General features: G+C 70.7%; 14 protein-coding genes and 1 pseudogene. 8 read left to right on the top strand and 7 right to left on the bottom strand.

The window, feature by feature from the left end; all coding sequences use genetic code 11:
- Window positions 1-55 precede the first annotated feature (55 nt).
- Entirely contained in the window at window positions 56-757 is a 702-nt protein-coding gene (locus ACFSKW_RS08225; protein WP_379570807.1) for a PIG-L deacetylase family protein, read from the top strand.
- 220 nt (window positions 758-977) lie between these two features.
- On the top strand, window positions 978-1724 hold the full coding sequence (locus ACFSKW_RS08220; protein ID WP_379570805.1) for an ABC transporter permease: 747 nt from the start codon (window positions 978-980) through the stop codon (window positions 1722-1724).
- Here ACFSKW_RS08220 and ACFSKW_RS08215 read toward each other — a convergent pair.
- The 3 genes from ACFSKW_RS08215 to ACFSKW_RS08205 form a co-directional block, all read right to left on the bottom strand.
- A complete protein-coding gene (locus ACFSKW_RS08215) occupies window positions 1666-2346 on the bottom strand; it encodes a CPBP family intramembrane glutamic endopeptidase (RefSeq protein ID WP_379570803.1) in 681 nt (226 codons plus the stop codon). The genes ACFSKW_RS08220 and ACFSKW_RS08215 overlap by 59 nt on opposite strands.
- A gap of 9 nt (window positions 2347-2355) precedes the next feature.
- Window positions 2356-2619, bottom strand: coding sequence for a WhiB family transcriptional regulator (locus tag ACFSKW_RS08210; protein WP_379570801.1), 264 nt, complete (start codon window positions 2617-2619; stop codon window positions 2356-2358).
- 62 nt (window positions 2620-2681) lie between these two features.
- Window positions 2682-3326 (bottom strand): neutral zinc metallopeptidase, encoded by a 645-nt coding sequence (locus ACFSKW_RS08205; protein ID WP_379570799.1) that lies wholly within the window; start codon window positions 3324-3326, stop codon window positions 2682-2684.
- Between the two features lie 76 nt (window positions 3327-3402).
- Here ACFSKW_RS08205 and ACFSKW_RS08200 point away from each other — a divergent pair.
- Window positions 3403-3507 (top strand): annotated as a pseudogene (locus ACFSKW_RS08200) (DNA-binding response regulator); the annotation flags it as partial.
- 132 nt (window positions 3508-3639) lie between these two features.
- On the opposite strand, the gene ACFSKW_RS08195 reads toward ACFSKW_RS08200, so the two are convergent.
- The 4 genes from ACFSKW_RS08195 to ACFSKW_RS08180 all read right to left on the bottom strand — a co-directional run bounded on the left by ACFSKW_RS08195 (window position 3640) and on the right by ACFSKW_RS08180 (window position 8149).
- Window positions 3640-5040, bottom strand: coding sequence for a glutamate-cysteine ligase family protein (locus tag ACFSKW_RS08195; protein WP_379570797.1), 1401 nt, complete (start codon window positions 5038-5040; stop codon window positions 3640-3642).
- 83 nt (window positions 5041-5123) lie between these two features.
- The gene (locus tag ACFSKW_RS08190) at window positions 5124-6260 is read right to left on the bottom strand and encodes an FAD-dependent monooxygenase (RefSeq protein WP_379570795.1); all 1137 of its coding nucleotides are present in this window, start codon (window positions 6258-6260) and stop codon (window positions 5124-5126) included.
- A gap of 57 nt (window positions 6261-6317) precedes the next feature.
- A complete protein-coding gene (locus ACFSKW_RS08185) occupies window positions 6318-6950 on the bottom strand; it encodes a response regulator (RefSeq protein ID WP_379570793.1) in 633 nt (210 codons plus the stop codon).
- Window positions 6947-8149 (bottom strand): ATP-binding protein, encoded by a 1203-nt coding sequence (locus tag ACFSKW_RS08180; protein ID WP_379570791.1) that lies wholly within the window; start codon window positions 8147-8149, stop codon window positions 6947-6949. Before ACFSKW_RS08180 ends, ACFSKW_RS08185 begins: the two co-directional genes overlap by 4 nt.
- A 125-nt stretch (window positions 8150-8274) precedes the next feature.
- Here ACFSKW_RS08180 and ACFSKW_RS08175 point away from each other — a divergent pair, with 125 nt between their 5' ends.
- The 5 genes from ACFSKW_RS08175 to ACFSKW_RS08155 all read left to right on the top strand — a co-directional run bounded on the left by ACFSKW_RS08175 (window position 8275) and on the right by ACFSKW_RS08155 (window position 13881).
- Window positions 8275-9852, top strand: coding sequence for a PspC domain-containing protein (locus tag ACFSKW_RS08175; RefSeq protein ID WP_379570789.1), 1578 nt, complete (start codon window positions 8275-8277; stop codon window positions 9850-9852).
- Entirely contained in the window at window positions 9842-10048 is a 207-nt protein-coding gene (locus ACFSKW_RS08170; RefSeq protein ID WP_379570787.1) for a hypothetical protein, read from the top strand. Before ACFSKW_RS08175 ends, ACFSKW_RS08170 begins: the two co-directional genes overlap by 11 nt.
- Before the next feature lie 139 nt (window positions 10049-10187).
- The gene (locus tag ACFSKW_RS08165) at window positions 10188-10655 is read left to right on the top strand and encodes a (2Fe-2S)-binding protein (RefSeq protein ID WP_379570785.1); all 468 of its coding nucleotides are present in this window, start codon (window positions 10188-10190) and stop codon (window positions 10653-10655) included.
- Complete coding sequence (locus tag ACFSKW_RS08160; protein WP_379570783.1) at window positions 10652-13042, top strand: xanthine dehydrogenase family protein molybdopterin-binding subunit; 2391 nt, start codon at window positions 10652-10654, stop codon at window positions 13040-13042. Before ACFSKW_RS08165 ends, ACFSKW_RS08160 begins: the two co-directional genes overlap by 4 nt.
- On the top strand, window positions 13039-13881 hold the full coding sequence (locus ACFSKW_RS08155) for an FAD binding domain-containing protein (protein ID WP_379570781.1): 843 nt from the start codon (window positions 13039-13041) through the stop codon (window positions 13879-13881). The genes ACFSKW_RS08160 and ACFSKW_RS08155 overlap by 4 nt, the downstream gene beginning before the upstream one ends.
- Window positions 13882-14054: the final 173 nt, after the last annotated feature.

Below are 14054 nucleotides of genomic sequence, written 5' to 3'. Positions count from 1 at the left end.
ATGCGCCGCAGTCCCCCAGGGTTGCGTGATTGGACCCCCTTCCGAAGGAGAGAACATGGAGATCACCCGCGTCCTCGTGGTGACCGCGCACCCGGACGACGTCGACTTCGGCGCGGCGGGCTCGATCGCCCAGTTCGTCGACAGGGGCGTCGAGGTGACCTACCTGCTCGTGACGTCGGGGGACGCGGGCGGCCACGAGCGCGAACTCGACGGCGAGGGCATGGCCGACCTGCGCAGGGCCGAGCAGTCCGCGGCGGCCAAGGCGGTCGGCGTCACGGACGTGCGCTTCCTGTCCGGCTATCACGACGGCAGGGTGGAGCCCACGATCGAGTTGCGCCGCGACATCGCCAGGGTGATCCGCCAGGTTCGTCCCGATGTGGTGATCACGAGCACGCCCGAGCGCAACTACCAGTTCATCGGCCCCAGCCACCCCGACCACCGCGCTGTGGGCGCCGCAACGCTCGACGCCGTCTACCCCGACGCACGCAACCCCTACGCCTACCCCGAACTGGCCGATCTCGAGGCGTGGACCGTCAGTGAGGTGTGGCTGATCGGCGGCATGAGCCCCAACCACTACGTGGACATCACCGACACCATGGACCGGAAGATCACCGCGCTGTCCGCGCACACCAGCCAGGTCGGGCACCGCGAGGGCTTCGAGGAGTTCGTCCGCGAGCGCTGGGCGGGCATCGCGGTGAGAGGCGGCCTGGGCGAGGGCCGCTACGCCGAGGCCTTCCAGGTGGTCCCCACCGCCTGACCCCACCACCTGCCCTCACCGCCTGACCCGCCGCCGCGCGGAGCGCCGGGCAAGACGCGGGCCGGCGACCCCAGCGAAGACCTGAGGCAGCGGCGGGAGAGCGGAGGGGAGGCTGCCGACGAGACCTGGGGAAGAGCAGGCGGGCGAACAGGTCTCGCCGGAGGAGGACGTCCGGGCGGCGTCACGCGAATGTGGCGCGCCTCCCAGGTAGAACCTTGGCATGGGACTCACGCTCACCCCCACGCTCGTCGTGGTCGTCGTCCTGCTCGCCGTGGGCGGCGCCGTCGTGGCGCGGCTGGGCGGGCTCGGCCACGCCCGCGCGGTCCTCACCGCGAGCCTGCGCGCCGCCGTCCAGCTGGGCGTCGTCTCCCTGGTGATCGCCTGGGTGATCGGCACACCGCCCGCCATCGCCGCCTTCCTGCTGGTCATGTACGGCGTGGCCGCCGTCACCGCGGGCCGCCGCGTCTCGAAGGAGCGCCCGTGGCCCGCCGCCATCCCTGTCGCGGCGGGCACCTTCCCTGTCCTGGCCGCGCTGTTCGGCACCGGCGTGGCCCCCATGCGCGGCGTCACCGTCATCCCGATCGCGGGGATCCTGCTCGGCGGCTGCCTCACCGCGACGGCGCTGTCGGGCAGGCGCGCCCTCGACGAGCTACGCCAGCGCAGGGGCGAGGTGGAGGCCGCGCTGTCGCTCGGCTTCCTCGACAGGGACGCGAACCTGGAGATCTGCCGCCCGGCGGCGGCTCAGGCGCTGATCCCCGCGCTCGACCAGACCAGGACCGTCGGCCTGGTCACACTGCCTGGCGCGTTCGTGGGGATGCTGCTCGGCGGGGCGCAGCCGCTGGAGGCGGGCGTGGTTCAGCTCGTCGTGCTGGTTTCGCTGCTCGCGGCCGAGTCGATCGCCGTGCTCGTCACGGTCGAGCTGGTGGCGCGGGGGCGATTCGGGCGAACAGATACCCCAGCGAGTTAGTGGCCAGATGCAGCAACGAGGGAGCGAGCAGCCCTCCCCTGCGGCGCAGCTCGCAGAACAGCACGCCCGCCGCGGCCGTGGAGACCACGCTGCCCACGACGACCTTGGTCACGTCGGTGCTGCCCGAGGCCAGCTCGCCGAGCGCGGGGTTGGCACGCGCCATCTCCATCGCGGGCAGGATGTGCCACAGCCCGAACAGCGCCGACGAGACCGCCGTCGCGGTGACGGTGCCGTGCTCGCGGCGCAGCATGCCGTACAGGGCGCCTCTGAAGCCGACCTCCTCCAGCAGGACGGTGCCGACGGGCACCTGCAGCAGCACGGCCTCGACCACCTCCGCCTTCGACAGCGACAACGCCCGCTCGTCGTGGAACAGCGCGCGGGTGTGCGGGATGGCGATGCCCGCGGTGTAGCCGGCGGCGACGGTGGCGGCCAGCGCGCCGCCCGTCTTGGCGCCCCGCAGCCCGTGGGTGAAGCCGATCTCGCCCCACGACAGGCCCGATCTCCTGGCCATGGCGACCAGTGCGCCGGTGGCGAGCGCGGAGGTGAGGGGGGCGAGTCTGGGGGCGACGCGGTTGTTCATGACGTTGGCCGCGACGAGGACGGCGAGGGAGCGAAGCAGCACCCTTGCAGGCTATGCGCTCCGCTGCCGCCAGCCGACGGGGAAGCGCAACCGCCTGCGTTCGTCCGGGGTGAGACCGCCCCAGATGCCTTCGGACTCCCCCGCCCGCAGCGCGTACGCCCTGCACTCGGCGAGCACCTGACAACCCGAGCAGACCGCCTTGGCCCGCGCCTCCTGCGCCGGTGACGGCGCGGGAGGGAAGAAGAGATCGGGATCGCTGGTCCTGCAGGCGCCCCGCCGCAACCAGCTGATCTCCCTGACGTTCCCCAGTGGCATGCGTTCAAGCTAGACCTCCGGGCCGGTGACCGCATCACCCTTGAGGCGTACTTCCGCCTACCTCAGCAGGCGCCCACGCCGTTGGTGTAGCCGGTCAGGAACGACCGCTGGCGCTGCTGCGCGGTCCCGTGGGCGTCGGGGTTGAACCAGTCGTCCGTGGGGTCGCCCGCCGTCTCCAGGTTGAGCATCAGCTCACTCTCGTCGCCAGGGTCGGCGCGCAGGACTCCCGCCTTCACGATCCCGGCCAGCGCGCCGCCCGCGTAGCAGTCCGCCTGGAGCTCCCGCTGGACGTTGAGCTCGAACTGCGTTCCCAGCTGCGCCTGTACGGCATGCCCGATCTCGTGCGGGATGATCAGGTAGGTGGAGCCGTCGCCGAGCTTGTTCCAGAGGCCCTCCAACCAGTCCTGGTCATAGGCGATGAAGTGGCCGGCGGGGCAGTAGAACGCGTTGTCCCGCGCGGCGGGCTCTCCGCCGCACGCCGGCCCGTTGTCCCCGCGGTAGGGGATGAACTCGGTCACCGGCTTGTAGGTGCGGCCGAGCCTCTCGAACTGCGCGGCCCAGAACTGCTCGGTGTAGACCTGGGCCAGCTTGACGTCCTCCTCGAAGCTGTCGCCCTGGACCTCGGTGGTGGCGCTCCGGCCGACCGAACCGCCGCATGCGGCCAGCACGAGGATCAGGAGGGCTGCGAGCAGAGGGCGCGCGGTCATGTTCCCATCCTGCCCCGCAGGTCGGAGACGTACGCCACGGGGACGGCGAGCACCGCGCGGTGAGAGCATCAGAAGCATGATCCGCGTTCTCATCGTCGACGACCATCCCGTCTTCCGCTCAGGGCTGCGCGGGCTGCTGTCCGCGCTCGACATGAAGGTCGCAGGCGAGGCGAAGGACGGGGGATGGCCGAGCCCGCCCGGACGGCGTTCCCCGAGTTGACCGAGAGGGAGCGGGAGGTTTCCGGGCCCGCGAGGCCGGCCTCGGCTGACCGGTCCCGTGTGGGGCGTGCCCGCGACGAGACCCTTCGAAGGGTCAGAGGGTCCAGGTGTGGGCGGGCTCGTTGGTGTGCATGCGCTCGATGTACTCCAGCGTCATCCTGCGCAGCGCCTCCCGCCGCTCGCCCCGGAACGCCTCGACCGCCTCCACCTGCCAGGTCGCCCCCGTCCGCCCCAGCAGGCAGCGTCCCTCGATCACCCCGAGCAGCCGGTCGGCGACCGTGGCGTCGACGCCCCACTGCGCCAGCCCCTCGGCGGCCATCGGCAACAGCCTGCGCAGGATCAGCTCGGCCGCGGGCACGTCGCCGAGCCCGGGCCAGTACAGCCGTGCGTCGAGCCCGTGCCGGGCGGCGCTCGCCAGGTTCTCCTCCGCCGTGATGAACGACATCTGGCTCCACACGGGCCGCTCGGCGTTGGGGAGCATCCGCATGAGCCCGTAGTAGAAGGCCGCGTTGGCCATGACGTCCAGGCAGGTGGGCCCCGCGGGCAGGACGCGGTTCTCCACCCGCAGGTGAGGGGTGCCCTCGACGACCGCGTACACCGGCCTGTTCCACCGGTAGATGGTGCCGTTGTGCAGGGTCAGCTCGTCGAGGGAGGGGATGCGCCCCGCCTGCAGTTCCTCGCGCGGGTCCTCGTCCGAGCAGATCGGCAGCAGCGCGGGGAAGTAGCGGACGTTCTCCTCGAACAGGTCGAAGACGCTGGTGATCCACCTCTCGCCGAACCACACCCGGGGGCGTACCCCCTGGCTCTTGAGTTCGGTGGGACGGGTGTCGGTGGCCTGCTCGAACAGCGCGATCCTGGTCTCCCTGTGCAGCTCCTTGCCGAACAGGTAGGGCGAGTTGGCGGCGACGGCCACCTGCGGGCCCGCGATGGCCTGGGCGGCGTTCCAGTGGGCGGCGAAGGCCTCCGGGCTGACCTGCAGGTGCAACTGGACGCTGGTGCAGGCGGCTTCGGGGGTGATGCTGTCGGCGTAGGTGTCGAGCCGTTCGACGCCCTCGATCAGCAGGTGCAGGTCCTCGCCCCTGGCGGCGAAGATCTGCTCGTTGAGCAGTTTGTAGCGCGGGTTGGCCGAGAGGGTGCCCTCGTGGGTGTCCTTCTGGCTGAGGGTCGGCAGGATGCCGATCAGGACCAGGTGGCCACCCTCCGAGCGGGCGCGTTCCTCGGCGTGGTTGAGCCTGGCTCGCACCGTCTCCTCGAGACGGTGCGCGCCGTCGCCGTCCAGCCTCTGCGGGGCGACGTTGATCTCGATGTTGAACTGGCCGAGCTCGGTCGCCCAGTCGGGCTGGGCGATGGCGGCGAGGACTTCCGCGTTGCGCATGGCGGGTTCGCCGCGCTCGTCGACCAGGTTGAGCTCGATCTCGAGCCCCGCCTGGGGCTGCTCGAACTCGAAGCGCGACTCTCGCAACATCTGGGCGAAGGTGTCCAGATTTCGCCGCACTTTGTCACGGTAATTCCGTCGATCGTCTCGACTGAACACGACGACTGGCACGTCTCTGCCCATAACCGAAATGTCGCATGAGACTAGTAGTCCTTCAAGGTCAAGCCCCCCGCGACCTCGGCGAAGTCCTCCCCGTCGAACTCCACTCCCGCCTGCTCGGCCTCCACTCTCGCCTTGTTGGTGTAGGCCAGCTGCTGGTTGCGCCTGACGTACTCGCGCAGCTCCCGCTCGTAGGCCGCGAACGCGGCCACGTGGTCACCCCCTGCCGCGGCCAGCTCCCCCGCCAGCACGTAGGCCCCCACCATCGCCATGCTCGTGCCCTGCCCCGACAGCGGCGAGCCGCAGTAGCCCGCGTCGCCGAGCAGCACGACCCTGCCGCTCGACCAGCTGTCCATGTGGATCTGGGACATCGAGTCGAGGTGGAAGTCCGCGGCCTCCCACATGTGCCCGAGCAGCTCGGGCAGCACCCAGCCCGCGCCGCCCAGCCGCTCCCGCAGGAGGCGCTTCTGCGCGGCGACGTCGCGGTAGTCGTAGTCGAGCGGCTCCGACTCGAACCCCATGTAGACGCGCGCCTCGCTGTTGCCGCGCACGCTCATCACGCCGCCGCCCCAGTTGCCGCCGGGCACCTGGTGGAAGACCTGCCAGCGGTCGAGGCCCAGGGTGTTGGGCGCGGTCCACACGGCGAGGTAGGTGCCGAGGTGGCGGCTGAAGTCCGACTCGGGACCGAAGACCAGCCTGCGGGTGTTGGAGTGGAGCCCGTCGGCGCCCACCACGATGTCGAACGTACGGCGCAACCCGCTCTCGAAGGTGACGTGCGCGCCCTCGGCGTCCTGGACGATCTCCCTGATGGAGTCGCCGAAGAGGTAGTCCACCCCCTGTGCCGCCGCCGCCATGATCTGGCTCAGGTCGTCGCGCAGGATCTCGATGTCGGGGCTGGACAGGTCGCCGCCGGTGAACGTGCGCTCCTCGGAGCGGTAGATCTCGTTGCCATCGGCGTCGACCATCGACATGCCCCGCATGTCCACCCGGGCGGTGCGGATGTCGGCCAGCAGGCCCATCCGCTCGGCCACGTCGAGGGCGGGACCGCGCACGTCGATCGCCTGCCCGCCGGGCCTGAGCCCCTGCGACAGTTCCACGATCGTGACGTCGAAGCCGTACTTCCTGAGCCAGAAGGCGAGGGCGGGGCCACCGATGCTCGCACCGGAGATCAGAATGTTCATGTGAGGTACGGTGGCCCGCCCCGCGCACCGCTCACGCACCGGACGCTGACCGGCGGCTCACACGAGGCGTCTGGCGGTGGCCCAGCGCGACAGCTCGTGCCGGTTCGACAGCTGGAGCTTGCGCAGCACCGACGACACGTGGGTCTCCACGGTCTTGACGGAGATGAACAGCTCCTTGGCGATCTCCTTGTAGGCGTAACCACGCGCGATCAGCCGGAGGACCTCCCGCTCGCGCTGGGTGAGCGAGTCGAGCTCCGGATCGATCGAGGGCGCCTCCGTGGAGGCGAAGGCGTCGAGCACAAAACCCGCCAGACGTGGGGAGAACACCGCGTCGCCGTCCGCGACGCGGCGGATGGCGTCGGTCAGCTCGCGGCCGCTGATGTTCTTGGTGACGTAGCCCCGCGCGCCTCCCCTGATCACACCGATCACGTCCTCGGCCGCGTCGGAGACCGACAGGGCGAGGAAACGCACCTGCGAGCCTGCGCCGAGGACCCTGCGCAGCACCTCCTGGCCGCCGCCGCCCGGCATGTGCACGTCGAGCAGCACGACGTCGGGCTCGAGCGCGGCGATCGCCTTCACCGCCGACTCGACGTCCTCGGCCTCGCCCACGACCTGGATCGAGTCGCCCAGCTCGGCGCGGACGCCGGAGCGGAACAGCCGATGGTCATCGACGATCAGCACGCGAATCATTTCTCCACCTTCATCGTCAACATCACTTCCGTGCCCTCGCCGGGCTCGGTGCGCACCCTGGCGCTGCCGCCGTGGCGCTCCATCCTTCCGATGATGGACTCCCTGATCCCCATGCGGTCCAGAGGCACCTCATCGAGATCGAAGCCCTTGCCCCGATCCTTCACGAAAATGGTGACTTCTTCACCCTCTACCTCCGCATAGACGGAGATGACCGGGCTTTCAGAGTATTTGGCCGCATTGACCATCGCCTGCCGTGACGCCTTGAGCATCGCCGCGAGCCGACCGGCCGAGTCGAGTTCGACGTCGCCCACGCAGACGACCTCGATGGGCACGCCGTGCGAGTCCTCCTCCTCCGCCGCGATCCGCCGTACGGCGGCGGCCAGCGTGGCGTCGGCGTCCTGGGCCGGCTGGTACAGCCAGTTGCGCAGGTCGCGCTCCTGCGCCCGGGCCAGCCTGGTGACCTCTCGCGGGTCGTGCGCGACGCGCTGGATCAGGGTGAGGGTGTGCAGCACCGAGTCGTGCACCATCGCGGCGACCTCGGCGCGCTCCTCCTGCCTGATGCGCTCGCGCCGCTCGAGCTGGAGCTCCTTCCACAGGCCCGCCAGCCAGGGGGCGGCGATGACCGCCAGACCGCCGACCACGACGGCCGTGTAGAGCAGCCCGGGCCTGGCGGCGTTCAGCTCTCCTTGGAGGGCGAGGAAGCCGATCGCGCCGACGACCACGAGGATCACGCCGAGCAGCGTGCGCACGCGGTTCTTCCGCATGCCCTTGGTGGCGCCGCTGACCCAGCTCTTCCTGCGTTCGGGATCGGCCTGCTGCCAGAGGATGAGGGTGCCGATGCCGCCGACGGCGAACGGCAGCATGCCGATTCCGCCCTTCGACGCCCCGGTCAACCACCCGAACGCGAACAGCGCCACGCCGATCGCGGTGAAGGCGGCGAGCTGGCTCCAGTCGCGCGGGGGAACCGGCCCCTCGTCCTGCCTGCGCGGCGTGATCATCCACATGACGGCGTAGGCGGCAAGGCCTACGCCGTCCACGACGCTGAGCAGCACGAAGCTCAGCCTGATCACGATGGGGTCCAGCTTGAGCTGGGCGGCGAGCCCCTGGGCGACGCCGCCCACCAGCCGGCCCTCCATCGGACGGGTCAGGCGAGGAAAGGGCGCGTCGTCCGTCTCGCGCAGAGTCTGTTGGTCAGCCATAACACCGCCATAGTCACACGTCGCGGTCATGACCGACATCAGGGGAGAGCCCTGGTTCGCCTTCTAGGGGTCGCCTCAGGGGAGTCCCGGATGCGGGTCCAGGCCGCGCACGCCACGATGGTGTCATGACCGAAGCACCGCCCACTGACCAGGCAGCCCCACCTCGCGTGCTCAAGCGGAGCAGCGAGGGCAGGATGCTCACCGGTGTGTGCGCGGGGCTCGGCCGCCACACGCGGATCGACCCGGTGGTCTTCCGCGTCGGATTCGCCATGCTGGTACTGGGTTCCGGCATCGGCCTGTTCCTGTACATCGCGGCCTTCCTGCTGATGAAGGAGTCGAACGGCCGCCCCGGCTACGTCGAGCAGTGGACGCGGCGCGACTTCGACGCCGAGACGGTGTTCGCGCTGCTGACGGGCATCGCCGGGTTCGGGCTCATCATCAACGTGGCGACCGTGTGGCTCGGCACCGGCACGCTGGTGGTGGCCACGTTGATGGCGATCGTGCTGCTGACGGCGCACGCCAGGGGGGTCGATCTGCCGGCTCTCGCGCGGTCGCTGCCCGAGCGGCTCAACCGCAGGACCGAGCCGATCGCGCCCGAGGACATCGCCTACGAGCCCCCGCCGACCGCCTTCCGCAGGGAGCCCGCCCCCGTACGGCACGAGCCCCCTGCGACGGTGGCCTTCGAGACCGCGGCCTTCAGGACGCCACCCGGAACCGGCGCGCAGGCCCCCGTCACCCCTCCTGAAGCACCCGAGGCTCCGCGAGCCGCCGAGGCGCAGGGGTTCGGTGAGGCAGGGGAGGCGCGGCAGGCGCCCGAGCCCGCCGCTCCGGCGAGCGAGCCGCCGGCCGGTGAGGAGCACCGCGAGCCTGTGGCGCCGACGAGGGTCAACGAGGTCCCCGAGCCGCCGCAGTACCAGCGGCCGTACCACCGGCCCGCGCCGCCGCCCGGGCAGCCCGCCTACTCCTACGGCGAGCCGTTCGCCCCGCGCGGCCCGTTCCAGCCGCTGGACCCCCGCAGGCGCGCCGGCCACTCGCCCTACGACCTGAGCCGTTACGGCGAGCAGGTCGCCACCCCACGCCCGAGACGACGCAGGTCGTTCACCGGCGTGATCACCGTCCTGCTGGCATTGATCGTTGGAGGGATCGTCGTGGCGGCCCAAGCCACCTCAGGATCCACCGCCCCGAGCCTCACCGCCGTGGGCGGCGCCATGCTCATCACCATCGGCGCAGGCCTGCTGGTGGCCACCTGGCTCGGCCGCGGCGCCGGGCTCGTCGCTCTCGGGACCGTCCTGATCGTCATCGTCAGCGCGAGCCTGATGCTCGGCGACCTCCCCAGGAAGATCGGCACCGCCAACTGGGCGCCGACGACCGTGGCCGAGGCCGCCCGTACCTATGACGTGGGCATCGGCGACGGCACGCTGGACCTGTCGGACCTGAAGCTCACCCCCGGCGCCAAGGTGACGTTCAACGCCAAGCTGGCGGTCGGCGAACTCGTCGTGATCGTGCCGCCGACGGCCCGGGTGGAGGTCCACGCCAAGTCGAGGGTGGGCGACATCATGATCGGCCAGTCCTTCGAGGGCGGCACCGACGTGGAGGTCGACAAGGTCCTGGAGCCTGAGACGCCGCCGAAGGGCGATGCCCCGACCATCGTGCTGAACCTCAAGGGCGGCGTAGGCGACATGGAGGTGCGCGTTGCAGCGTGACGTGGCCCCGCGGCAGCGGCTTCTGCACAGGACCGACTGGATGGCCCTGCTCAGCGGCATCCTGTTCCTGGTCATCGGCATCCTGTTGGTCACCGGCGTCATCACGGACTTCGTGCTCCTGCTCTCGCTGCTGTTCGGCGGCCTGGGACTGGCCGGTGTGGTGGCGATCGTTGCGAGGTCGATACGCCGCTCTTGACCTGGCGTTTGTTAGGCGTACGTTCCACTTATCAATGAGAAACCGCCCCCGGACCGCCGCCCTCGCTCCGAGCGGGCGCACCATCGCGGCGGCCCGGCCCGCGCCTTTCTCGTTGACCTCAGGAATCGAGGGAGGACGTATGCCTCGCATCGCCGTCACCGTCGACGGAATCCGCTACGAGGAGGATGTGGAGCCGCGGCTCCTCCTCGTGCACCTGCTCAGGGATCGGCTGGGTAAGACCGGCACACCCGTCGGGTGCGACACCAGCAACTGCGGCGCCTGCACCGTCATGCTCGACGGCAAGAGCGTGAAAAGTTGTTCCGTGCTCGCCGTACAGGCCGACGGCGGCGACGTGGTCACCATCGAGGGCCTGGCGACCAACGGCACCATGCACCCGATGCAGCAGGCCTTCCACGAGGAGCACGCGCTGCAGTGCGGCTACTGCACCCCTGGCATGGTCATGGCCGCGATCGACCTGCTCAGGCAGAATCCCGACCCGTCGGAGGAGGCCATCAGGGAGGGTCTCGAGGGCAACCTCTGCCGGTGCACGGGCTACTGCAACATCGTCAGAGCGGTACGGCGAGGCGCGGCGGTGAAGACGTCATGACCGAGGAACTCGACGCGGGCGTGGTGGCCCAGCAGGTGGCCGAGAGCGGGATGCTCTCCGAGCCGGGCGACGGCAGAGAGATCGGCAGGGCACGCAGGCGCAAGGAGGACGCCCGGCTGCTGACCGGCCGCACCCAGTGGACCGACAACATCCAGTTGCCCGGCATGCTGTACGTCGCCTTCAAGCGCAGCCCGATGGCGCACGCCAGGATCACCGGGGTCGACGTCTCCGGCGCGAAGGGCCTGCCGGGCGTGGTGGCGGCCTTCAGCGGCCAGGACTTCGCGGACGAGCAGGGCAGCCTGCCGTGCGCGTGGCCGGTGAGTGAGGACGTCGTCATTCCCGACCATCCGCCGATGGCCGTCGAGGAGGTGCGCTATCCGGGCGAGGCCGTGGCCTGCGTGGTGGCCACCGACCGTTACCTGGCCGCCGACGCGCTCGACGCCATCGACGTCGACTACGAACCGCTGCCTGCCGTCCTCGACATGACGGAGGCGCTCGGCGACGACGCCCCGAAGGTCCACGAGGCGGGCAACAAGGCCTTCACGTGGACGTTCGCCCAAGGCGACATGGAGGCCGCGTTCAGGGACGCCCCCGTGGTCATCGACCGCACCTACGTCCAGCAGCGCCTCATCCCGACGGCGATGGAACCGCGCGCGGTCGTCGCGACGACCGACGGCGACGGCTTCACGCTGTGGACCTCGACGCAGATCCCGCACGTACTGCGGGTGATGCTCGCCCTGACCACCGGAGTGCCCGAGCACAAGCTGCGCATCATCGCGCCCGACGTGGGCGGCGGGTTCGGCTCCAAGCTGCAGGTCACCGCGGAGGAGGTGATCTGCCTGCTGCTGACCAGGAAGCTCGGCAAGCCGGTCAAGTGGACCGAGTCGCGCTCCGAGGGCAACCTGACCGTGCACCACGGCCGCGACCAGATCCAGCACATCGCGCTGGCCGCCGAGTCCGACGGCAGGATCAGGGGGCTGAAGGTCGAGCTGCTGGCCGACATGGGCGCCTACCTCATGCTGGTCACGCCGGGGGTGCCGCTGCTCGGCGCGTTCATGTTCAACGGCATCTACAAGATGGACGCCTACAGCTTCGACTGCACGGGCGTCTTCACCACCAAGACGCCGACCGACGCCTACCGCGGCGCCGGGCGGCCCGAGGCCACCTACGCCATCGAGAGGGTCATGGACGAGCTCGCTGACGAGCTCCACCTCGACCCCATCGAGGTGCGCAGGCGCAACTGGATCAGGCACGAGGAGTTCCCGTACACCACGATCGCGGGGCTCACCTACGACTCGGGCAACTACGAGGCGGCCACCGAGAAGGCGATGGCGCTGTTCGGCTACGACAAGCTGCGCGCCGAACAGGCCGACAGGCGCGACAGGGGCGACCCCGTCCAGCTCGGCATCGGCGTCAGCACCTACACCGAGATGTGCGGGCTCGCGCCCAGCAGGGTGCTCGGCTCGCTCAGCTACGGCGCGGGCGGATGGGAGCACGGCTCGGTACGCATGCTGCCCACCGGCAAGGTCGAGGTCGTCACCGGCACCTCGCCCCACGGCCAGGGCCACGAGACGGCGTGGAGCCAGATCGTGGCCGACTCGCTCGGCGTGCCGTTCGAGGACGTCGCGGTGATGCACGGCGACACCGCGATCTCGCACAAGGGCATGGACACCTACGGCTCGCGCTCGCTCGTCGTGGGCGGCATGGCCGTTCTCCAGGCCTGCGAGAAGGTGAAGGACAAGGCCAGGAAGCTGGCCGCGCACGCGCTGGAGTGCTCGGCCGACGATCTCGACTTCGCCCAGGGCTCGTTCACGGTGAAGGGGACCACGTCGAGCAAGACCATCCAGGAGCTGGCACTGGCCGCGTTCGCCGCGCACGACCTGCCGGACGGCGTGGAGCCCAGGCTCGACGCCGACGCCACGTTCGATCCGGAGAACTTCTCGTTCCCGCACGGCACGCACCTGTGCGCGATCGAGGTCGACACCGAGACCGGCATGGCGAAGATCCGCAAGTACGTGGCGGTCGACGACGTCGGGCATGTGATCAACCCGCTGATCGTCGAGGGTCAGGTGCACGGCGGCCTCGCGCAGGGCATCGCGCAGGCGCTGTTCGAGGAGGCCATCCATGACGCCGACGGCAACCTGCTGACCGCGACCATGGCCGACTACCTGCTGCCTTCGGCCGCCGACCTGCCGGACTTCGTCACCGACAGGACCGAGACGCCGGCGACGTCCAACCCGCTCGGCGTCAAGGGCGTCGGCGAGGCCGGCACGATCGCCTCCACCCCGGCCGTCGTCAACGCCATCGTGGACGCGCTGCGGCCGCGAGGCGTCCACGACGTCCAGATGCCATGCACGCCCGAACGGATCTGGAGGGCCATCCGATGATTCCGGCCCCATTCGACTACCTGCGGCCCGCCTCCCTCCAGGAGGCGAGCGAGGCGCTGGCCTCGGACGAGGACGCGAAGGTCCTGGCCGGAGGGCAGTCGCTGCTGCCGCTGCTGCGCCTGCGGCTGTCGTACCCGTCGCTGCTGGTGGACGTCAGCAGGCTCAGCGAGCTCAACGGCATCCGCGACGAGGGCGACCACGTCTTCATCGGCGCGATGGCCACGCACGACGAGGTGACGCGGTCGCCCGCGGTCACCTCGGGCTGCCCGCTCGTGGCCCTCGCGGCAGCCACCGTCGCCGATCCCGCGGTACGGCACCGCGGCACCTTCGGCGGCTCCCTCGCCCACGCCGATCCGGCCGGCGACCTGCCAGCGGTGGCGGTGGCGCTGGAGTGCGTGATGGTGACCTCGTCCAGGGAGGTCCCGGCCGCGGACTTCTTCCTCGACTATCTGGAGACGGCGCTCGGGCCAGGGGAGATCCTGCTCGGCGTCAAGGTTCCCAAGCTGGGGCCGGGGTGGGGCTTCCACTACGAGAAGTTCCGCCGCACGGCGCAGGCGTGGGCGATCGTCAGCGTGGCGGCGGCGGTCCGCCGGTCGAACGGCTCGATACAGGAGGCGAGGATCGGCCTGGCGAACATGGGGCCGACGCCGCTGCGGGCACTGGCGGCGGAGACGGCGCTGAGGGGCGTCGAGGTCGGGGACGCGCTCGCGCAGGCGTGCTCGGAGGCGGCGGAGGGCACGTCGCCGACGGCCGACCTGCACGCTCAGCCCGACTACCGGCGGCACCTGGCCCGGGTGCTGACCCAGCGGGCGGTCAGCGCGGCGGCCGGCGCCCCCTGACGCTCGGGCTTCGTGGAGGGGGCAGGCGCGGCCTTCTCCGACTTCGGGGAGAGGGCCGGCCCGGCCCTCTCCCCACCCCGCGAGGCGGCGGGGACCGCAGGGAAGGCATGGGTGCGGTCCTGGAGGGCCGCGCGCGGGTGCGGGGTTTCGGAGGGCGCGGCTGAGGGCCCGTC

The sequence above is a fragment of the Nonomuraea mangrovi genome (assembly GCF_042681425.1).
In the GTDB taxonomy this organism is placed as follows: Bacteria; Actinomycetota; Actinomycetes; order Streptosporangiales; family Streptosporangiaceae; genus Nonomuraea; species Nonomuraea mangrovi.
This window is presented reverse-complemented; position numbering and strand designations above follow the sequence as displayed.

Coding starts and splice junctions, on each gene's coding strand:
- ACFSKW_RS08175 (WP_379570789.1), top strand. CDS start 8,275: ATGACCGAAGCACCGCCCACTGACCAGGCAGCCCCACCTCGCGTGCTC.
- ACFSKW_RS08155 (WP_379570781.1), top strand. CDS start 13,039: ATGATTCCGGCCCCATTCGACTACCTGCGGCCCGCCTCCCTCCAGGAG.
- ACFSKW_RS08220 (WP_379570805.1), top strand. CDS start 978: ATGGGACTCACGCTCACCCCCACGCTCGTCGTGGTCGTCGTCCTGCTC.
- ACFSKW_RS08185 (WP_379570793.1), bottom strand. CDS start 6,950: ATGATTCGCGTGCTGATCGTCGATGACCATCGGCTGTTCCGCTCCGGC.
- ACFSKW_RS08190 (WP_379570795.1), bottom strand. CDS start 6,260: ATGAACATTCTGATCTCCGGTGCGAGCATCGGTGGCCCCGCCCTCGCC.
- ACFSKW_RS08165 (WP_379570785.1), top strand. CDS start 10,188: ATGCCTCGCATCGCCGTCACCGTCGACGGAATCCGCTACGAGGAGGAT.
- ACFSKW_RS08210 (WP_379570801.1), bottom strand. CDS start 2,619: ATGCCACTGGGGAACGTCAGGGAGATCAGCTGGTTGCGGCGGGGCGCC.
- ACFSKW_RS08225 (WP_379570807.1), top strand. CDS start 56: ATGGAGATCACCCGCGTCCTCGTGGTGACCGCGCACCCGGACGACGTC.
- ACFSKW_RS08160 (WP_379570783.1), top strand. CDS start 10,652: ATGACCGAGGAACTCGACGCGGGCGTGGTGGCCCAGCAGGTGGCCGAG.
- ACFSKW_RS08205 (WP_379570799.1), bottom strand. CDS start 3,326: ATGACCGCGCGCCCTCTGCTCGCAGCCCTCCTGATCCTCGTGCTGGCC.
- ACFSKW_RS08180 (WP_379570791.1), bottom strand. CDS start 8,149: ATGGCTGACCAACAGACTCTGCGCGAGACGGACGACGCGCCCTTTCCT.